The sequence below is a fragment of the Paenibacillus sp. FSL P4-0338 genome (genome assembly GCF_038002365.1).
In the GTDB taxonomy this organism is placed as follows: domain Bacteria; phylum Bacillota; class Bacilli; order Paenibacillales; family Paenibacillaceae; genus Paenibacillus_AQ.
Window position 1 is genome coordinate 1,366,461 of record NZ_JBBOCG010000002.1, and the last position, 22,855, is coordinate 1,389,315.

The window sequence follows — 22,855 nt, forward strand, 5'->3', positions numbered from 1 at the left end:
AGATGGAGGAGCTAAAAAAATATATATTGTCCCAGGTCGCTAAACAACAGTTGAGTAAAGACGAAGCGAAGGTCTTGCTTACAGAACTGATGAAAACTACTGAATCCGTTCAGCGGGACGTCGCGATTATTGGGATGGCAGGCCGTTTCTCAAGTGCCAATGATACTGAAGAGTTCTGGAAAATCTTGAGGGACGGTGTGAATGGCATCCGTGAATTCCCTCCGGAGAGGCTTCGTGATATTGAACATGTATTACGTAACCCGCATTACTCAGAGTTTATGCTCGGTAATGCAATACATCCTGAGGATATTCCTGACATTAACGTCCGGGCCGGATATTTAGACGAAATAGACAAGTTCGATGCCGCTTTTTTTGGAATACCCCGCACTGAGGCAACGTACATGGACCCCAATCAGCGTGTAGCATTGGAGATTGCATGGGAGGCTATGGAGGATGCAGGCTACGGCGGTGATTCTCTGATCGGGAGCCGGACGGGTGTTTATATAGGCAGGGATGAAACCAATTATTCTTTTTACCGGCTTAGCTCTGATAAGCATCCTATGCAGCTCACGGGCTCGTGGGAGAGTATGATTGTCAGCCGGATTTCGTATGCTTTCGATTTTAAGGGACCCTCTATGATCATAGATACGGCTTGTTCTGCAGGGCTGGTTAGTATCCATATGGCAGCTCAAGCTCTGATTGCTGGTGAATGCCATCAAGCGATTGCCGGAGGTCTTAATCTGACGACAACAGGTGAAATAAAGCCTCGTTACTTAGAAGGGGCGAACATGGAAAACGTGGAGTCAAACGATGAATTAGTCAAGACTTTCGATGCAAAGGCTAACGGTACAGTATGGGGAGAGGGAGCCGGAGTAGTCCTGCTTAAGCCACTGCATCGGGCACTCGAGGATGGAGACCATATCCGCGGCATAATAAAAGCCAGCGCCATCAATAACGATGGCAGAACGAATAGCTTGACAGCACCAAGTGCAAAAACGCAAGAAGATGTAATTGTCGATGCTTGGGAAAAAGCGGGCATTCCGCCTGAAACGATCTCTTATGTTGAAGCCCATGGGACAGGTACTGTATTGGGCGACCCCATTGAGGTAAAGGGACTGATGAGTGCTTTTCGCCGATATACATCCCGGCGGCAATTCTGCGGCATCGGATCACTGAAGAGCAACATGGGGCATATGGTTGCTGCCTCCGGTGTGGCATCCTTGATTAAGGTTATTAAGTCCATGGAGCATAAGGAATTGCCGCCTACAATCAATTTCTATACGCCTAACCCGTATATTAATTTCGTTGAAAGTCCTTTCTATGTAAATAACAAGCTGCAATCCTGGGATGTTAATGGAATTCCCCGCCGGGCTGCAATCAGTTCCTTCGGCTTCAGTCGGACGAACTGTCATCTGGTTGTCGAAGAAGCACCTAATATGGAGCCGAAGCCAGCTTTGCAGCCCCGGTATTGTCTATCCATTAGCGCTAAGAATGAAGAGGTGATGCAGCAATACCTCCAGCGCTACATGCCATTTTTAGAAGGGGATTCATGGAATCTGGCTGACTTATGTTACACCTCGAACATTGGCCGGGGACATTATGAATACAGGACTGTAATTATTGCAGGAACTGAGAATGAACTGCGCGAGAAAGTAAAGGCCTTAGTGAATAACGGAGGGAGTCCCCTAGGGTTAACCGGAGTATACACGGGCTATCACATGATTGTAAGTGAGAAGAAGCAACTGCTTGAATCTGGTGAGCTTAGCGTGTACACACGTAATAACCTTAGTGAATTAGCCTCATTTAAGATGAAGGATTATCTGAACGGGGATTCATCGGACGCATCGATACTTGAGAGAGTGTGCCGGCACTATGTCGAAGGAGCCGATATTAACTGGGAGCTTCTCTATCATAAAGAATCTCGCAGAAGGATACCTATTCCAGTATATCCATTACAGCGAATACGTGTGTGGGCTGATCCCAAGGTCAGCAAAATCCGCACAAAGCCCGCAGATAATCTGCATCCTCTGGTAGAAGAGAAGCTTCCAGCCCATGAAGGAAAACACAGCTATCAAACAACGTTCAGAATTGATAAGCATTGGGTACTGTCGGACCACCGGATAAGCAACAAAGCTGTGCTGCCAGGTACAAGCTACCTGGAAATGGTGCGATTTGCTGCGGCTCGAGCTTTTGGCCAGGAGAGCATTGAGTTTCGTGATGTATTCTTTCTGTTTCCTCTGATCGTTGAAGAAGAGGCTGAAGTATTGGCCCAATTAACGCTAACGCCAAGGGAGTCCGGGTACTCGTTCTCTGTGGCGAGCTGTAATCAGGCTGGGGAGTGGATTTCCCACTTAGAGGGTAAGGTATATGCTTTGGATGTTGAATTAGGTCAGGATCGGATGGATCTAACGGATCTCAAGTCCCGGGCAGATGAGGTGCAAGATCCTTTCATAGATGACCACGACACTGGAGTTTTTAGATTCGGTCCCCACTGGGATACGGTACGTGCAGTCTGGCGGATTGGTTCTGAAACACTGGCTCGTTTGCAGCTAGCAGAGAATTTACAGCAGGAGCTTAATATCTATCCTTTACATCCTTCGCTACTGGACAATGCAGTTAATCTGACCAGCCAAAGTACGGGGGAGACATTCCTTCCCTTCATGTACAAGCGGCTAAGATTCTATCGTTCGTTTACACAGGAATTATATACTCATATCCGCCTCCATACTGCTAAGGATGGAAGAGGCGAGACTATGACCTATGACATAGATATTGTAGATGCTGAAGGACGGATTGCGGCACAAATCAGCGATTATTCTGTTAAGCGGGTGCATGACCTCGATTTAATAGGCAGTGATGATACAGCAGGTTCCTGCTTACAGATGACATGGGTAGCCCGCGAAGAGTCGAAGAAGTCATTGTATGAAGAGAAGGACGGACCGTGGGCGCTCATTGCAACCGAAGGAAGTCGCTATCAGGGCTTGCGGAACGCTTTGGAAGTAGCTGGAGTCGAGGTGGTGACCTTTCTGCTGGCAGCGGATAACAAGGAAGAAGCTGCTCCTGCTTATACACCAGATCCAAAAGGTATGGATACGATATTGTCAATTGCCGAGAAGAACGGAGTCAAGGGACTGCTGTTTTCATGCGATTACACCTTAGAGGCTGGGGAATCTGATCTGGGGTTTGCCGAAAGACGCAGTCTCGGCGTGGATGCCTTGTTCCAGCTATGTAAGAGCATTCTGAACGGAAAGTCCAAATGGCCCGGCGGTCTAAAAGTATTGGTACGGGATGCCTGGGCTGTAGACCATTCGGAGTGGATCGTTCCCCTTTCGGCGGCTACAGGAGCGCTTGGAAGAGTAATCGGTCAGGAGTATAAGCACTTAAATGTAGACATTGTGGACGTATCGGGGCCGGTCTCTGAAATTGCCGTAGTGGATGAGTTGTTCCGGTTCAAAGGAGCCGGACTACGGGCATTACGTACTTCGGGAGTTTTCATTGAGGAACTGCGGCCGCATCGTGTGCCGCTGAACACGAGTCTTTCAATGGAGCGTACAGGTGTCTATTTAATATCCGGTGGTCTAGGCGGTGTGGGTCTTGCTGTGGCTGGACGTTTGGCTGAGAAAGGCAAGGCAAACGTCGTACTGCTGGGCCGAACGCCTATAGCGCCGGCTGATGAATGGAAGAGTTTATCGGAATCAGGACCTTCCGAAAGGACAGCATTATATTGCAAACTGATTGATCTAAAATCCCGGTTAGGAAGTTTGGAATATATAAGCCTTGATGTCTCAAATCGTGATAGTGTCCGAGTATTAGGAGATTCCCTGCAGGATCGTTATGGAGAGATCGCAGGAATCTTTCATGCCGCTGGTGTAGCGGGAGACGGTTTTTTGATGTCTAAGGATAAAGAGCAGTTCTCGCAGGTACTGAATCCTAAACTAGATGGCACGATGAATTTGATGCATCTTCTTCTACCGCAAGAGGGCAAGGGATTTTTGGCACTCTTTTCTTCAATCACAGCATTGACCGGAGGAGAAGGGCAAGGTGACTACTCTGCCGCGAATGCATTCCTTGACTCTTTCGCTGAGTCTGCAAGCAGACAACGGGGGCTTAAGGTCATCTCAGTGAATTGGCCGAGCTGGAAGGAGGTAGGCATGTCTGTAGATTTCAGTATAGATGCTGCTGATAACCTCTTCAGCCATCTAGATGTAGAGGACGGGCTTAACTGGCTTGAATACTTGATTGTTCATCCTAAGCAGCGTATCGTTCCGGCAGCTCTTAATACGAGACTGGCGGCTCAACTTGCTGATGATCTGCCTTTCCGGCTGGCTCCAGAAATTTCTATACCGTTGGCTGCCAGTGATAAGGGATCAGGCCAAAGTCAGAGTGAGGCATCGGTCAAATTAAAGGGAGTTGTCGAGATAACCGATACGCAGCGTACATTAGGTAATATTTTTGCTGCGGTACTGGGACTAAGTGAAATAGATGTATTTGCAAGCTTTCAGGATATGGGGGGGAACTCTCTGATGTCTACGCAGCTATTGAAGCTGCTTGAAGATCAGTTCCCGGGACTTGTTGATATTTCGGACATCTTTTCATATCCCTCGGTTAATGACATGTCAGACTTCATTGACAGCCAACGACAACATACTGTGCCTGACGAATCATTAACTGCAGGCCAATCGGATGATGTGGTGGATGAACTCATGGAACTCTTAGAGAGAGAATTGAGCGGAACAGAATTTTTGGAGTTCTTTTTAGATAAGTCTACTGGGGGGGGACAGCGTGGCGAAGGATAGTATGAATGTCAAAAAGGAATTGATTCAGTTTCTTCTGTCTAAAGTGAAAGAACGGGAGCTTGATCCAAATTTGGTGAAGCAATACTTGAAGGAACTGGGGAGTACAGCTAAGAGTGATGTTGAACCTATAGCAATAGTGGGCATGTCCTGCCATTTCCCTGATGCCGACAATCCTGACCAGCTCTGGGATAATCTTTCTGCTGGCCGCCAGTCCATTACGCCGTTCCCGGCTGCGAGACTCGAAGATTTTAAACGTATCCGCAAGATTAAGGGGCCCCTTCGTCAAGGGGGATTCCTGGAGTCAATTGATGCTTTTGATGCGGAATACTTCAATATCCCACCTCAAGTGGCCTTACACCTAGATCCCTATCATCGTCTGTTGCTTGAGACCTTTATAGAAACGATAGAAGATGCAGGCTATCATCGCGGCCAGTTACAAGGACGTTCCGTAGGGATCTTTGTGGGCAATGACCATACACACCGATTGAGCATGTCCTATATGCCCTTTGTGTCGGATCAGGATTTTACAACTGTGACCGGATCATGGACAGGTGTTTTGGCCAGCCGCTTATCCTATCTGTTGAACCTTCATGGGCCAGCGATTGTACTCGATACCGGCTGTTCCTCAGCTCTGGTGGCATTGGATTATGCCATTAAGGCTATCCGGCAAGGCGATTGTGATTCTGCTCTTATAGGGAGTGCCAACCTCTTTTTAGACCCGGTGAATTTTGATAATGAGACCCAGTCCAGTGAGTATATTGTAAGAGCTTTCGACAGCGGCGCAAGTGGTACTGTCTGGAGTGAAGGTGTAGGAGCGGTATTTATCAAACCGTTGTCGAAAGCTCTGGCTGATCAGGATCATGTATATGGAATCATTCGCGGTATTGCGATTAATAATGATGGGAAATCCAACGGCTTGACTGCACCAAGTGCCCGTGCACAACAGGAAGTCTTGCTAAAGGCTTGGGAGCGTGCGGGAATACCTCCTGAAACGATTTCTTATATTGAAACACATGGTACGGGGACCCATTTAGGCGATCCTATCGAGATAAAAGGACTGACCGGCGCTTTTTCCAAGTTTACGAACAAGCGGCAATTTTGTGCCATTGGGTCTGTTAAGTCCAATATAGGCCACACGGTAGGATCGGCTGGAATGGCTTCTCTGATTAAGGTGCTCTTATCCTTGCGCGCACGCGCGTTGCCTCCAACAATTAACTTTCAAATGCCAAATCCATATATTGATTTCTGCAACAGCCCAGTTTACATCCAAGACACTTTAACATCATGGGATGCTGGCATGGCCCCAAGGCGTGCGGGAATCAGCTCCTTTAGTCTGTCGGGTACAAATTGTCATCTGGTGGTAGAAGAAGCTCCGATTGATGAACGTTCTGGTATAGATGAGGGGCTGAGCCTGTATCCTTTATCGGGACGTAACATTAAGCTTTTGGAAAAAACGGTTCTGCACCATCTGAGGTATGTAAAGAAGCATCCAAACATGCGTTGGCATGATATGTGCTTTACTGCCAGTACAGGGCGCGAGCATCATCATGTGCGCGCAGCTATACTATGCCGGAATGCCCAAGGTCTCATAGCTGGACTTGAGGTCTTGGCGAAAGCTATCTCCAAAGGAGGATGGGATACATATACCTATCAGCAGTCGGGAGAAGGGGTTAGCCTGTGGTTAACACCGGAATCCTCTACCTTTGCTCAGAAGGAAGAGCAGACTGTGGATAGCGAGACTGCCATGCAGAGTCTTGTAGCGTCTCTGGCAAATCCGGAAATGCGGGAAATGCCAAATGCATGGATGTCACTGGCTGAACTATATATCACCGGGGTTAACGTTAACTTCGAGGGGATCTATGCGAATCAGTCAGTAAGACGAACTCCGCTACCTCCCCAGGTATTTAACAATCAGCGTTACTGGGATGAAACTCCCCGGAACTTAGGGGAGAGCGAGTCAGAGGCGTCTGAAACAGGGAACAGTATGAAGTTCGATGCTGTATCAATATGGAAGGAAGCAGTAGCATCAGGTTCCCGATTACCTGCAGAGCATGAGGCTTCTGGTAACGTAGAGGTTTTATTGGCCTGGATATGGTCTGAGGTATTGGGGTATCCAGTCATTCATCCTCAGGATGATTTCTATGCGCTTGGTGGTGATTCTATCAATGCGCTCAGAATCATCCAAGTGCTTAATACAGCGTACAGCCTAGAATTACCCCCGTCGTCGCTTTTGGGTTTCCCGGTCTTTAGCGATTTTGTGCAAACCGTGTTCAAGGATTTCGGTTTCACAGATGCAGTACTGGATTCTCTGCTGGAGGGGTCTACCGTACAAGCTCAGGTTATTCAACGCTCTCAAGGTGAGGAGAATACCTTGGCGCTTACTCCTGCCCAGAGCAGAACGTTCCTGTCGGTGAGTATGATGCCCGATTCGGTAGCGTATAACGTTACGGGAGTTTCGAGAATTCGGAAGCATGAAAATATCGACGATGTTGAAAAAATAATGCGCCGTCTGATCGAACGTCATGAAAGTTTGCGTACATCGTTCCATCTGCAAGATGGATTGCCTGTGCAAGTCATTCGTTCCAACGTGAATTTTAATGTAGAGCGCAAGTTACTGGAGTGTGAAGATCATGCGGATATCCGGATGAACATGCTACAGGCAGAGCTTCAACGATTTGTCCGACCGTTTGATCTGGAAACGGCACCGCTGGTAAGGGCTGGATATTTCGAGATCAATGGTCATGAGGCCTATCTAGCTATTGATCTGCACCATATCATTACAGATGGAGCTTCAATGGGGATACTCTTTGCCGAATACATGGCTTTGGCCGAGAACAGGACATTATCACCTTTGTTGATGGGATATCGGGAAGCCTCCGCACTGATTCGGAAGCGTCTTGATGAGACAGCCTTGCAGAAGCAGCGTCAATGGTGGATGGAGCAGTTCGCTGATGGAATACCTGTGCTGGATCTTTATATGGACAAGCCCCGTCCGGCGTTACGGGATTACCGCGGCTCACGGGTTATTCATATGGTGCCCGGTGCGCTGACAGCCCAGGTGAAGCAGTTGGCCAAGAACGCTGGAGCGACTTTGTTTACAGTCCTGCTGGGAGCCTTTCACAATCTTTTGGCCCGTCTGGGAGGCGGCCGTGATATTGTCATTGGAACACCGGTAGCCGGAAGACCTTATCTGGAGTTTCAAGAGATTGTAGGGATGTTCGTTAACACGCTGCCTATTCGGACAAGATCCACCGATATGGAGAGCTTTCATGATTTTCTGGGTCAACTTAAAACGACGGTAATGTCAGCTTTTGATAATCAGGAATATCCTTACGAAGCTTTGATCGAGGATTTACAGCCTGAGCGTATTCCTGGCCGTAACCCTTTGTTTGATGTCTATTTTGCTCTACAAAACGTTGACATGGGACTGTCGGGCTCGGATGAGAAATTTATAGAGTTTGATTCGAGAACCGCAAAGTTTGATATTACGGTAAGTGCAAGAGAAACCCCGGAAGGTCTGCTTATGGAATGGGAATATGCAGAAGCTCTTTATAGGCATTCCACTATAGAACGAATGGCTAGGCGATTTGAACGGCAGCTTGCCTCCATAGTGGATAATCCGTCTTCTCCCTTAGATGAACTGAATCTGATGGAGGAGGGGGAGATGGATTTGATTCTAAATCAATGGAACCGTGCTGAGATGCCATATCCTGATGAACGGGGAATTCCCGCCCTTTTCGAAGAGATGGTCGATCGCCGAGGCAAGGTAGACGCATTAATCATGGATGGCCAGCGCCTGAGCTATGAGGAACTGAATGCTTGGGCCAACCGTATTTCGCGAGAGATTGCTGCGCATGGTGTTGAACCCGGATCCGGTGTAGCTCTTTTATTAAACCGTTCCTTCGATATGATTGCTGCAATAATAGGTGTTCTAAAAGCCGGATGCTATTATATCCCAATGGATTCTGAACTATCCACGGCTCGTTTGCAAATGATGCTGGTGGATGGTGGGGCAAAGCTTTTGCTTTCTCATGGAGAATTATTCCATAAATATAGGGAATGCCTTGATTATGAAAATCCTGTGCTGGATCTTAATGCGCTAAATCCTGATGTTTCTGACGCCAATCCTGCCTTACAAGTGGATGGTAATACTGCAGCCTATGCCATGTACACATCAGGTTCTACTGGAACGCCTAAGGGTGTTCTGGTAAGCAACAAATCAGTTATAAGATTGGTGCGTAATTCAAGGTATCTTGACATCCTTCCTGATGACGTATTATTGCAGTTGTCTAATTACTCCTTTGACGGCTCAGTATTCGACATCTTCAATGCATTATTAAATGGCGCAGCGCTCGTATTGCTTCATAAGCATGAGGTCACCAATCCCCAAGTGCTGAGCCAAATCATTTTGAGAAACAAGGTATCTGTGCTTTTCGTTACTACTTCTCTGTTCAATGCGATGGTTGATGTCAATTTAGAATGCTTTGATTCTACTCGAAAAGTCGTTTTTGGTGGTGAAGCAGCATCGCTATATCATGTGCGGAAAGCTTACGAACGCATAGGTCCTAATCGTCTAATTAATGGCTATGGACCTACGGAGACAACGGTGTTCGCTGTGACGTATGCAATAGACTGTTTGCCGGGAGATGAAGGAATTCCCATCGGATATGCTATTGGCAACACTTCATTGTATGTGCTGGATAACCGGATGCATCCCCAGCCTATTGGAATGCCAGGGGAATTGTACATTGGAGGGCCTGGTGTGGCAATAGGATATTTGAACCAGCCGGAGCTTACGAGAGAGCGCTTTGTTAAGAATCCCTTCCAGCCGGATGAAAGGTTGTACCGCAGTGGCGATCTGGTGGTTCGCGGGGCTGACGGACTTCTAAAATATTTGGGTCGCAGCGATCAGCAGGTGAAGTTTAGAGGATATCGCATTGAGCTGGGGGAAATTGAAACGACCGCCAATTGCCTGGACTCTGTAATAGGAGCGTATGCTGGAATTCATGTGGATCAAGCAGGAGTGCGGAGCCTCTGCTTGTGGGTAGTCCTTGATGGGGATTCAAGTGAAGTTGGGTGCCAGAATGTACGCCGTTCGCTAGAAGAGACTCTTCCAAGCTACATGGTGCCATCGTTTGTGATTCCTATCTCCGTCTTACCGCTCAATAAGAATGGAAAGATTGCCGAGAGTCAACTTCCCGGACCCTTCTCAGGTGCACAGAAACCGGTTCGCGCGCCCCGCAATGAACATGAATTGTTGCTGGCCGATGTATGGTCTCAAGTTCTGGGCATTCGTACGCCAAGCATGGATGATAAATTCTTCAATGTGGGCGGCGATTCGATCAAAGCCATCCAAGTAATCGCAAGACTTCAAGATAAAGGCTATAGCGTGAAGATGGAGGATTTGTTCAAAAATCAGAGTATTGAATCCTTGGCTCCACATCTAAATATGCAACTCAAGATGCAGGTTGAGCAGCACGATATTCAAGGCGTCTGTGCTCCTGGCGCTATTCAGAGTTGGTTTTTAAGTAATGAGTTGAATGCCGGCAGACGGTTCAATCAGGCCATGTTCATCAGAAGCAATACAAGCTGGGATCGTACAAAAATTCAAGCGGCGTTGACCAGTATATGCAGACATCATGATGCCCTTAGGCTGACAGTATCATCGGATGGAAGGATGCGATTGCGGAGTCCAGATGAAGGTCCGATGTACTATTTAACGGACTTGCCACCGCATTTAAATGAAGATGCGCTTCATGAAGCAATGATTGAAGTGCAAAAACATATCCATCTTGACGGAGGTCCGCTGGTGGCTGCAGCTATTGGGTCAGGCCAAGAGGCAGGTCAACTATTCATTGCAGTGCATCATATGGCTATGGATGTTGTATCGTGGGGGGTGCTATTGGAGGATTTTCAGGCCTGTTTAGAACATGCAGAGATTTCGCTACCCAAGAAGACCTCATCATTCTCCGCATGGACCAAGGAGCTAACAGAATGGGCCCGATCCGGAGGCGCTAGAGATGAGCTGCCGTATTGGCTGGAATTAGCCAATGAGGTTAGGAAATTGCCGTCACCGCTTGCCCCGGTAAATGTCTTGCGCAAGGATACTGCGCGAGCAGAATACTGGATTAAGGGAGACGTTGGCCGAGCGCTATGTGGCGATGCCAACTCTGCATATCACACCGAGACTGTCCATCTCTTGCTAAGTGTTCTGGCTCGTGCATTGTGTGAATGGTTTAAGACAACGGCTCTATTAGTCAACCTTGAGGGCCATGGACGAGAGGACTTCGCTCCAGGTTTAGATATCAGCCGGACGATTGGCTGGTTTACGAGCACCTATCCGTTGTTGCTAAAGGCGGTCAGCGGAATTGGAGATACAATTAAGAACACTAAGGAAGCAGTGCGCGGAGTACCTAGACGGGGCTTTGGATATGGTGTTCTTCGTCAATTGGATTCAGGACTGGAAGATCAGGATCGAGCCTTGTTGGAAAGTCTGGTACCTGCGGTTTGCTTTAATTATCTTGGTGTGCAAGGAAATACAAATGATTCAGAAATGAATATTAACCATTTGCCAGGCGAAGTCACCACTGATGACGAATGGGAGAGCCAATGGGTGCTGGATATCGTCGCAGTTCGAGTGGAATCGGCAATATCCATAGAAATGCGATATCCCCGCGCAATGTTCAGTGAAGAAGAGATTGAAGAGCTCTTGGCGCTGCTTGATACGATGGCTGAGCAGATTGCCGAGTTCTGTTTGAAGAGAGAAAGCAGTGAGAAAACTGCTTCAGATTACACGGTAACCAAATTAAGCAAAGAAGAACTAGATAGTATCTTAGAGGATATAACATTGAATTGAGTGTATATGAATTCTAAATATTACAATTAATATCCTTTATTTTAAATAAATCGCTAAATAGTGATTATGTTTGTTTATATTAACCAAATATGGTACTATTTATTTGGCGGTAAAGGATAAACAAGGAGCTGCAATATGATCCATAAGGATGATATACAGGATATTTACGGTTTGTCTCCAATGCAGAACGGGATGTTAATAAGTCATGCTCTCGATCCTTTATCTTCAGCATATCTGGAGCAATTTGATTTTAATATTATGGGTGATGTGAATCCCCAATGTATGGAATACGCATTGATTCAGATTTCTGACTGCCATGATATTCTACGTACGGTGTTCTCCTACAAGAAAACGGATCTGCCCAGGCAGATCGTATTGAAATCCTGGCACCCTCAAATGACAGTTGAGGATTATAGGAACATGCATTCAATAGAAGCTGCTGTAGATAATTTCAAGGAAAAAGATAGAGCTAGAGGGTTTGATTTAAGTCGAGATGTGCTGCTTCGGTCAGCGTTATTGAGAGTCGGGGACAAAGCCTGGAGGTTAATATTGACTTTTCATCATATCGTGATGGATGGATGGTCACTTGCGCCCTTCTTTCAGGAGCTATTCGGATATTATGAAACTGCGGTTAATAATCAGACGATACCGGCTGTTAAAGCGGGCTACCAATATAGCGAATATATCAGTTGGCTTCAAAAGCAGAGTGTGGATGAGGCCTGTGCCTACTGGAAACAGTATCTTGATGGATATGATAAACCAGCATCGATCCCTACACTGGGGAATACGGATTCTTATTGTCATGCTAGGCATGTCTTTCCATTGAAATCGGATTTGGTGGAAGCAATGGAGTATTTGGCAAAAGCACGACAGTTTACGGTGAATACGTTGTTTCAAAGTGCATGGGGTCTGCTGCTCCAAAAGTATAACTATGTTCGGGATGTTGTGTTTGGAACGGTTGTATCTGGGCGACCACCTGATTTACCCGGTGTGGAATCCATGGTTGGTTTATTCATAAACACAAGGCCACAACGTGTTCAAACCGCTGATGGAGACAGTTTTGCCATGATTTGTTCCAAAGTGCAAGATGCAAGTTTTACATCGACTGCCTATGAATATTATCCGCTCTATGAAATTCAAACACACTGTGAACTGAAGAATAGGCTGCTGGACCATGTAGTGGCGTTTGAGAATTATCCCCTAATCGATCAACTTAGAGAAAGGGAGACGGAAGCGGAACACTCTTTATGGTTCGAGGATATTCAGGTGTATGAACGTGCGAATTATGATTTCAGCATTATCGTCAATCCGGGAAATGAGTATTCGGTTACATTTATCTATAATGAGAAACGGTACTCGCGAGAAACAATAGAAGGCTTGGAGCGAAGTCTGATAAACCTGCTAGAGGAGGCTTGCGCCAGTCCGGATGTTTCTGTAGATGAGTTGAGTTTATGCTCAGCTCTCGATCAAACGCAGATTATACAAGGCTTCAATGGAAAGAGATCCACCTATCCGTCCGATACTACCGTTGACGCTTATTTTAAGAGTATTGCTTCAAGCTATCCGAACGACACTGCTCTTGTATGGAGAAATAAAGAATTCACTTATGCGGAGCTGGATGCCTGGTCTGACCGCTTAGCCGCTCTACTGCGGGCTAGAGGGGTGAGCCCTGGTGGTAATGTGGGCTTATTAGTAGGGCGTTCACCAGAAATGATAGCTGGCATGCTGGGAATAATGAAGACAGGTGCAGTCTATGTACCACTGGATATTAATAGCTCTGCTGAGAGATTGACAACAATGATTAAGGATACAGATATCCAGATGGTATGTACCCAGAAAGAACTAGAATCTCAACTGCCAGATGGTATAGCAACTCTATTCCTAGATTATACAGACAACGACGTAGCGTTCGAAGATATAAGCCAAAGTCATACTGCTGAGAGTCCGGCTTATATCATGTATACATCTGGTTCAACAGGGAAACCCAAAGGCGTGATGATTACTCATAGGAATATTATTCATCTAGTAAGTAGTGCTGGGTTTATGAAGTTCCAGCATGGTCAGGTTATGCTTCAGACTTGCTCGCCTACCTTTGATCCCTGCACTTTCGAAATTTGGGTGGCTTTGCTGCAAGGAGGCACTCTGGTTGTGGCAGACGAGGAGGATTGTATTGATTCTGGAAGGATTGGTGAATTATTAATCCGCCGAAAGGTTAACAGTACGCAGTTGGTTACTGCATTGTTTAACCGGTTATGCGATCAAGACCCTGCAGTGTTCTCTTCTTTAACAAGTATGATGGTGGGCGGTGATGTTCTATTAGCTAAGTACGTTCGCAAAGTAAGAGAGTCGAATCCTGATTTGATTCTAATTAACGGATATGGACCTACAGAAAATACGACAATTTCCACCGTTCACATTATTAACGATTCCGATTTGGAAGCAGATCGTGTCCCGATAGGACGTCCTCTGGACAATTCATCGGTATATGTTATGGATCAGGGACTTCATCTTCTCCCTGTAGGTGCTATAGGAGAAGTATGCGTGGGCGGTGATGGGGTAAGCCTGGGTTATTACAATAACGGGGAGCTTACCGATCAGAAATTTGTTCAAGATACGTTTATGCCTGATGGGAGGATGTACCGGACAGGTGATTTAGCCCGCTGGCTTCCTGATGGAACCGTCGATTTCTTAGGCCGAGCTGATTCTCAGGTGAAATTTAGGGGATATCGCATTGAGATCGGTGAAATTGAACGTACTATGGCGAACTTCTTAGACCTCAAAGAAGTGACCGTTCAGATTCAGAACGTAGGACAGGAAAAGCAACTATGTGCTTACTATACTAGCAGAGGTGTTCCTGATATAGATAATTGGCAGAAGCTATTGGCTTCCAAGTTGCCGGTCTATATGATTCCTGTTTTCTTTATTCAGATGGAAGCGTTACCCTTGACACCAAACTTCAAGATTGACAAGGGGGCACTACCGCTGCCCTCATCAATAGTTCCAGGCAGATCCGAGCGAATGCAGCCAGCAAGTGAAATGGAGAACATTATAACAGATATTTTTGCCTTAGTATTGGAAACAGAAGCTGTACCGATAAACTATAATTTTTTTGAACTGGGAGTAAATTCGCTAAACATTATTACGATTAACAATAAGCTCAAAGCGAAGCTAAATAGAGATATACCCTTAACGGTTCTGTTTGAACACACCAGTATAGCCCGTCTGGCCAAATACCTGCAGCCCAAAGAGGTAATTGACAACCAAGAAGAACAAGATAAGGAAGCTGAATTGAATGAATCCAGAAGAACTCTATTACAAACTGATAGACTAATTCGTTTCTTGGAGGGCTAAATAAAGATATGAAAAATAATTATACAGGTATGGAAATTGCTGTTATCGGGATGTCAGGAAGGTTTCCTAGTGCGGGAGATCTCGAAGAGTTCTGGAGTAATTTGGTTGATGGGAAAGAAGGAATTTCCTTTTTTGATAAAGATGAGCTTGTAGCGAGTGGGATGAATCCGGAATTGCTGGATATGCCTAACTTTGTTGGGGCTAAAGGTGTATTTCCTAACATTGAGTACTTTGATGCTGATTTTTTCAACTACACCCATCGTGATGCTGCGACATTAGATCCGCAAGTTCGTATTTTGCATCAAGAAGTCTACCATGCTTTGGAAGATGCCGGGTATGTAACGGAACAACCCCGCAATAATATAGGTGTATTTTTAGGTTCTACAAGTAACTTTGCTTGGGAACTTGAAACAATGAAACTCAGTATGGATAACGATGAGCATATGTTTGGCACTGGTTTGTTGAATGATAAAGATTTTGCAGCGACTCGAATTGCCTATAGCCTTAACCTTCAAGGACCATGCGTTACTGTGCATAGTGCATGCTCGACTTCCTTGTATGCTATTGATCTTGCTTGCCGTCAGCTCCTTACCGGAGCATGTTCAGTTGCTGTTGCTGGAGGCAGCAGTTTTACTGTACCTAGCCGTAATGGTTATTTATATACGGATGGCATGATTAATTCACCTGATGGGCATTGCCGCCCGTTCGACCAAGATGCCAAAGGCACCGTGGAGGGTAATGGCGTCGGAATCGTAGTGCTCAAGAGGCTTGAGAATGCGGTTAAGGACAGGGATCATATCTATGCGGTTATTCGAGGTTCTGCTGTCAATAATGATGGGAACCGCAAGGTAGGATTCACGGCTCCTAGCGTTGAGGGGCAAGCGGATGTGATCCGCAGAGCTTTGTATATGGCAGATGTACCTGCGCAGAGCATATCCTATATTGAAACGCATGGAACCGGAACTATATTGGGAGATCCGATTGAGATAGCGGGCCTGCAAAAGGCATTCCAGTCTGTAGATTCTAAATCCGGCAGCATCGGTTTAGGGTCCCTAAAGTCTAACATTGGACATCTTGATGTCGGCGCCGGTGTTGCATCCTTTATCAAAACCTCGTTAGCTCTTAAAAATAAGATTATTCCAGCAAGTATACATTTCGAGAAATTAAACTCTAATATTGATTTCACAAATACGCCTTTTCGGATGATAACTGAATCCCAAGAGTGGAACAGACAGCTTGAGTCCACAGAGAATGCTGAGTATTATCCTCTGCGGGCGGGTGTCAGCTCTTTTGGTATCGGTGGCACGAACGTTCATATTATATTAGAAGAAGCCCCGGAACGAGAGGTTTCGGGACCGGGCAGAGAATGGAATGTGCTAAGTCTATCGGCTGCCACTGAAACATCTCTGAACCAGATGAAAGAGGACTACCTTACATTTATTAATCATGCTGGCGCTGGGATTAACCCTACGGATTTGGCGTACAGCTTACATACAGGGAGCAGAAGTCTAAAGGAACGTTTCTCGCTGCCTTATCGCAATTATCAAGAGCTGTCAGAAGGATTGGAGGCAGCTATAAAAGGCGAAGCTTCTCAGCGGGGAAGCAAGAATACAGTGTCTAATAGTAAGGCGGAAGTCATTTTCCTTTTCCCGGGACAAGGATCTCAATATGTGGGTATGGCCCGTGATCTGTATCAGACGGAGCAAGTGTTTTGTAATGAATTAGAGGCATGCTTAAAAATTGCAGAAGTAAGTGGAGAGTACACGCTTAGGCGACTGATTCTAGATCCGGCGGCAAATGATGAAGAGATCATGAAAGAGACGGATCTTGCCCAATTATCCTTGTTCGTTATTGAGTATGCATTGGCGCGTCTATTGATGTCTTGGGGAATTAAGCCTTATGGAATGATTGGCCACAGTTTGGGTGAGTACACTGCCGCTTGTCTGGCTGGAGTGTTCTCTATTGAAGAAGGAATCCAGCTTGTTATGGCCAGAGGGCGTCTTATGAAATCCATGGCTAGAGGCTCCATGCTTAGTGTCAGTGCCTCGGCGGCCATTCTGGAGCATCTGCTGCCTGCCAGCGTGTCTTTGGCTGCTGTCAATAGTCCGAACCAATGTACGGTGGCTGGCTCGGATGAAGATATTGAGCTGGTGCAATCTCAATTGGCTTCGATGGGCTTGACGTACCGCAGGCTAAAGACCAGCCATGCCTTCCACTCGTCAATGATGGATGGTATGCTGGCTGAATTTGGTGAGGTGTGCGCCAAGGTTGCCTTTAAGGAGCCGGCAATTCCTTATGTATCCAATCTGACGGGGGACTGGATCACGCCTCAGGATGCTACCGATAGCTCTTATTATACGAAGCACGTGCGCAACTGCGTTCAATTTGCCCGTGGAATTGAGACCATCTTAACGAATCCAGGAGTTGTATTCATTGAAGTGGGGCCGGGACGGACTCTATCCACCTTTGTTCGTCAGGCGGCAACGGAGAAGACTGCGGGTGTAGTCAATATTTTACGCCATCCCAACGAGCCTTTGAGTGATGATGCGTTTCTCGCGGAACGCTTAGGAGAACTATGGTGTTGTGGAGTGGCTCCAGATTGGAAGGCTTATTATAAGGAACAAGTTCGTAATCACGAGCCGCTTCCTCATTATCCATTTGATGCTAAGAAATTCCCTATTGGAAGCAGAGATACGTATAGTCTGCTAAAGGGAATAACAAGCGGAGCCAAGCATAATAACGCTTCACAAGATATTATTCATAAGGATACTGGCAACGGGGCAGCGAAAGTGAGTCAGGTTCTTTGGGAGCCATCCTTTTTGCCTCAGATTAATCCTTCTGTGCAGCAGAGAACCAGTTTGATTTTGACCCAAGATGTTGGCCATGCCATTCATTTATTTAAGAGCTTGCCTAAGTGGAGAGGGATTTTTGTCAATATTGGATGCGAGTATTCGTTCAATGGGTTCTACGATTCTGCCATACGGCCTGCTAACGAAACCGATCTGCGCCGCCTATTCAAGGACCTGAAGAATCATGCTATGCTGCCAAACACGATTATGGTGATTCAGTCTGATGTCCGCAGCACTGAAGAGGAGCTTCGCGTGCTGGCTGATGTAATAAAGGAGGAACTTCATGATTCGCTACCAGAAGTTGTAGTCATTAGTCCTGCAGCTATAGGCAATCATGCTCCTGGGCTCGTTACTTTGGTCAGGGCATTAATGACGGAGCAGCCTGGCTTAGTTATTCGTTTGGTAGATGCAGGTGTACCGTCTAACCATGTTGATTATGTTCAACAATGGGCATCTGTAATTGAAAAGGAACTTGCTGTAGATGGTAGTAACTATCCAGCCGTATCCTATAACAACGGATCAAGAATGGTTCCTCGGCTTCGTAATTTGGATACGTGTGAGGTGAGGCAAAGTTCATCTATTTCCGGGAGCCATCTGGTTGTGTTGAGTCCTGAGAACCGGCTGCCAATAGCATTAGCCCAAACTCTCCAGCGCGAGAAGGATACGAAGGTAAGTCTGCTGCCTTATCGCTTGGATTCCAGATCCTTTTATGATGAAACGATTGTTCAGGCATTGGAGGATGTGCAAGCTCAGCAACAGCAGTATATGGAACGCTTTGGAATTGAAGATTTATCCGGTACTCACCGTTTAGTTGATGAATACTCCGCTCGTCTGGTGTTTGACTATATTAATGAAGTGTTTCTGATGAAGACAGGGCGGAGGTTTGACATCAATACCTTCAAAGAAGGATTGGGAGTCATTGACCCGCTTGCTAGATTTGCAGATTATTTCCTCCATATCTTATGTGAGGATGGTCTTCTGGAAGCAGAAAAAGATAAAGGAAGCTTCAGGGTTACTGAGAGAACAGAACAGCTCCGTCAGCCTACAGAAATTCGTGCGGAAATTGAAGGTATGACGGATCTTTTCTCAGGACAACTGGATCTACTAGCTCACTGTGTAAGTAAATTTAAGCCTGCGCTTCGAGGTGAGATCCCATCTCTTGGCGTATTGTATCCTGAAGGAAACAATGAATTGCTTCAACGCACCTATGAAGGGACTCTTCAGGCCAAAGAAGAAGAGCTTATGATTGAGATGTTCGCACAAATGCTGTCTAAGCTGGTAGGCGAAAAACGCAGAATCCGTATTCTGGAGGTTGGAGGCGGATTTGGTACTATCCTGCGCCAAGTAACAGAGGTTCTCAAGGGAGTAGAAGTCGAGTACTTATTTACAGATGTATCAAGTTCATTCTTGGAGGATATTCGAGCATACGCGCATGAGGAGAACTTGGAATTCCTCACAACCGGACTTTTTGATATTACGAAAGATCCACAGCAGCAAGGATTTGAAGCGAATCATTTCGACATAGTCGTTGCGTATAACGTTGTTCATGCAACACATCGCATTTCGGAAAGTCTAGATCATCTTCATAGATTGTTGAAGCTGGGGGGACTGCTATGTGTTATAGAACGAGTCCACACCAGACGCTTTGTTGATCTTATCTGGGGATTGGCCGATGGATGGTGGCATTTTGATGAAAGTGAACGCGAACTGTCACCTTTAATATCTGTAGAGGAATGGCATAGACAATTCGTTCAGTTAGGTCTTGAGATGGTAACGGCATATCCCGATCAGAGCAAGTATGGAGCGCTGCTTGATGTAGGTATGCTTGTTGGCCGCCGGGTGATCATGGAAGAGACTGAAGGATTGGAGAATGTGATTCTGACGGAAGAGGGGGTAACCTGCCTGCCGGTCATTGCCGGAAGCGATATGGACTCCTTGCAGAGGGCGCTGGAAGCAACGCTCAATACGCTATCAAATGTGGATGGAATAATGTTATGGGATGCATTGGCGAATAAGAAATGCAGCCAGCATGCAGTAAGAGTCGCGCATCAGGAGGAAGTAGACTTATCCATTGCTGTAAACCAACTTATAACCAGAATGGATAATCAGAAGCCGCGAATCATGATATCTTCTCTTTCTCAAGCCAATCATTGGTCTTCTGAGCTAACGAAATGGGTTGTAGCAAATGATGAGTTGGATATTGCTGCAGATGTATACCGCCTCTATTTACCTTTAGAGAATGAAGGGATTATTGAGGAACTACCTGCTGTGCTGGGAGCAATGCTAGAGTCGGGTATACGCCAAGTTATCCTGAATCCTTGCGAATTCCCTTTATTCTCAGATAAACCGGAATCGGTTGGGGCTTCCAGTAAGACAAAGACAGAAATCGTAAAGGTTACAGAGCTTGAGGTTCTGGAGCAATTGTTGGAGAAGTCATGGAAGGGGATTTTAGGCAGAGAAGACATTGGACGCGAAGAAGACTTTTTTGCAATGGGTGGAGATTCCTTCAAGTTGATCGAAATGACAACGGATCTGGAACGTGAGGGCTACAAATTATTGATGAATGAAGTATATAAATATCCAACCATTCATTTGTTAGCCGCATATATGAATCGACAATCTGAAGGTAAAAGCAATGATATTACAACTGTTGAACAGTTGGAGGCACATCTTACCGGAGCATTTGGAGCAAAGTGGATCTTCCGCGTCTTAGGCGGAGAGCAGCCCGTTAATATTCTGTTTGTAGATGAAGCGGCAACCGGCGGAGTAGATTTTGCCCGTCAGTATCTTCAGAAGCTTCATATGTCTGAGGAACTTCTGCCGCATTATATTTATGAATTGTCGTTGTACGAACAGTTGTCTGAACCTATTAATCTAGGTCAATTGATAAAGCATGGTGTTCTATTTAATTCAGAGAAGATGGTTATCGAGAACGTTGAAGAACATATACAGGCAGGACAAGATCTCTTTAACCTAGCCGTTACCAGCCAGCCAATTATTAATCGCTTTGATCTAAGTAATATCCAGGAAATTCATTTCCGCGGAGAAGTACGCTTACAGTTGTACATGATGCAATTTAATGAAATGGTGGATCAAGATTTATTAGAGCAAGCCTTATGTGATGTTGTGGGCAATCACCAATTGCTGCGTAGTTGTCTATATGAATACAACGAGGGGTATCGGTGGAAAGAGTATTCTCCTCCTCTGAAACTATCCCTTCCCAAGTTGGATCTATCCGGACTAACACCTGGCGCTCAATCCAGGGTCATGGAGGAAATAGCAAAGTTTGAGTGGGCTGCGAACTTTAAGCAATTGGATAAGCCAATGTATCATGTAACGCTGATTAAAATGAATGAAAAAAATTACAATCTGTTCTTCCAATTTGATCACTCTATATTTGATATTTCTTCTGGACAGGCCATCCGGCGTCAAATTCTTCAGCGTTATAAGGAATTACAAAAAGGTGTAAAACATGCAATGGAAGCAGCGACTACGTATGAGCAATATTTGCAGCAAATCAATAAAGGCCCGGTTGGTATGGAGATAGAGCAGTTGCACAGCATGTTTGACTTAGACAGATACCTTGAATATACCGATATTCTAATAGAAAAATTCAATAATATTCAAGAAAATAGAATCCAGCAAATGCGCTACAGCATAGATTTGAGTCTCTTCAATTTCGATGAAGATGATGCTAATGCTCCGTTTGAGTTAGCTTTGCAGGTATATGCTCTTGTGGTGGCGAGAATATTGGATCTGGAAGCTGTGCCATTTGATTTGCTCTTCCAAAACCGTAGATACGAAGGTAAAAACTTCTCCGATGTAGTGGGCTTAGTATTAGATGCAGTACCATTCATCGTAACGGCGGATAGAGAGAATCCATCCCATGTAGCCGATGTAATCAGAAATACAGTGAAGAATATTAACAAACATAATGTCAATTTTATTAGTCTATCCAAAAATAAAACAATCTTTAAAGAGGCTCCTGCTACATTCTATTCTCCAATTTTGCTGAACTATGGAGGAAATGCTGAGGAAGAGTATAGTCAGATTTGGGATTATACCATGCAGCAGTTAGACGACAAAGATCAAAAGAAATTAAATTACGCTGGTTTTTATGGTCTGGTCGGAGTTGTGAAGGATAAACTAAATTTCTTAGTGTTGTATAAGTTTGATTCCGATATGGAAAGTGTTCGTCAAGCGTTTGATGAAGAAGTTGCCCAGCTAGTTGAGAAATATAATGAGAAAAGGAAATTGAAGGAAGTGTCTAATGGGCAGCTATAATTTATTCTGCATTCCTTATGCAGGTGGCTCTGCCAGGACTATTTATGGTAAATGGACAGGAATACTCGATCCTAAAACAAACGTTTATTATTTGGAACTGGCTGGACACGGGCAACGGATGAACGAGCCTTTTCATAGCAGTATACAGGAAGCTGTTGAAGATATGCTGGAGATGATTCGCCCGCTGATTACTTCAGATAAGCCATATGCCTTGTATGGACACAGTATGGGCACAGTGCTTGTATACGAGTTGGCAGCGGCTATACGTGCCGAAGGTCTACCGCAACCGGCGATCCTGTTTGTTTCTGGACGTATGCCCCCTCATCATTTTTACAAAGCTGAGAAGGTTCACCTAAAGTCTGATGAGCTGTTAATTGAGTATTTGAAGGGGATTAAAGGCACACCAGCATCATTCTTTGAGTCGAAAGAGTTGCTCAAGATTTTCATTCCGATTCTGAGAAATGATTATCGCCTCATTGAAGAGTACCAATTCCAAGAACCGGCAGTATGTTTTGATTCGGATATCGTATTATTCTATAGCATTCAGGACTTTCATGTAGATAAGCCCGGAATTTTGGAATGGGAGCGTTATACGAAACACTCCTTCAAAGTCTTTGACTTTGAAGGAGGGCACTTTTTCTTGAATGAAGTGTGGCGTGACTTATGTTTGATTATCAATGAAGAGCTGACGGCTAATCGTTAACAATATTGAATATGAG

The 22,855-nt window shown here is 45.5% G+C and carries 5 protein-coding genes; all 5 read left to right on the forward strand.

The genetic code is table 11. From position 1 onward, the window contains the following. Window positions 1-2 precede the first annotated feature (2 nt). Window positions 3-4,796: a type I polyketide synthase gene (locus MKZ07_RS29895; RefSeq protein WP_051493784.1), complete on the forward strand. Its 4,794-nt coding sequence runs from the start codon at window positions 3-5 to the stop codon at window positions 4,794-4,796. Further along, window positions 4,783-11,652, forward strand: a complete 6,870-nt coding sequence (locus tag MKZ07_RS29900; protein WP_051493783.1) for a non-ribosomal peptide synthetase — start codon at window positions 4,783-4,785, stop codon at window positions 11,650-11,652. Before MKZ07_RS29895 ends, MKZ07_RS29900 begins: the two co-directional genes overlap by 14 nt. 135 nt (window positions 11,653-11,787) lie before the next feature. After that, window positions 11,788-15,003, forward strand: coding sequence for a non-ribosomal peptide synthetase (locus tag MKZ07_RS29905; RefSeq protein ID WP_341029130.1), 3,216 nt, complete (start codon window positions 11,788-11,790; stop codon window positions 15,001-15,003). Between the two features lie 8 nt (window positions 15,004-15,011). After that, window positions 15,012-22,136 (forward strand): beta-ketoacyl synthase N-terminal-like domain-containing protein, encoded by a 7,125-nt coding sequence (locus tag MKZ07_RS29910; RefSeq protein WP_341029131.1) that lies wholly within the window; start codon window positions 15,012-15,014, stop codon window positions 22,134-22,136. Continuing rightward, the gene (locus MKZ07_RS29915) at window positions 22,123-22,839 is read left to right on the forward strand and encodes a thioesterase II family protein (protein ID WP_036697186.1); all 717 of its coding nucleotides are present in this window, start codon (window positions 22,123-22,125) and stop codon (window positions 22,837-22,839) included. Before MKZ07_RS29910 ends, MKZ07_RS29915 begins: the two co-directional genes overlap by 14 nt. The last annotated feature ends 16 nt before the right edge of the window (window positions 22,840-22,855 follow it).

What these genes read in the sequence shown, in the direction of transcription:
- MKZ07_RS29895 (WP_051493784.1), top strand. Translation starts at nt 3, where the DNA reads ATGGAGGAGCTAAAAAAATATATATTGTCCCAGGTCGCTAAACAACAG.
- MKZ07_RS29905 (WP_341029130.1), top strand. Translation starts at nt 11,788, where the DNA reads ATGATCCATAAGGATGATATACAGGATATTTACGGTTTGTCTCCAATG.
- MKZ07_RS29910 (WP_341029131.1), top strand. Translation starts at nt 15,012, where the DNA reads ATGAAAAATAATTATACAGGTATGGAAATTGCTGTTATCGGGATGTCA.
- MKZ07_RS29915 (WP_036697186.1), top strand. Translation starts at nt 22,123, where the DNA reads ATGGGCAGCTATAATTTATTCTGCATTCCTTATGCAGGTGGCTCTGCC.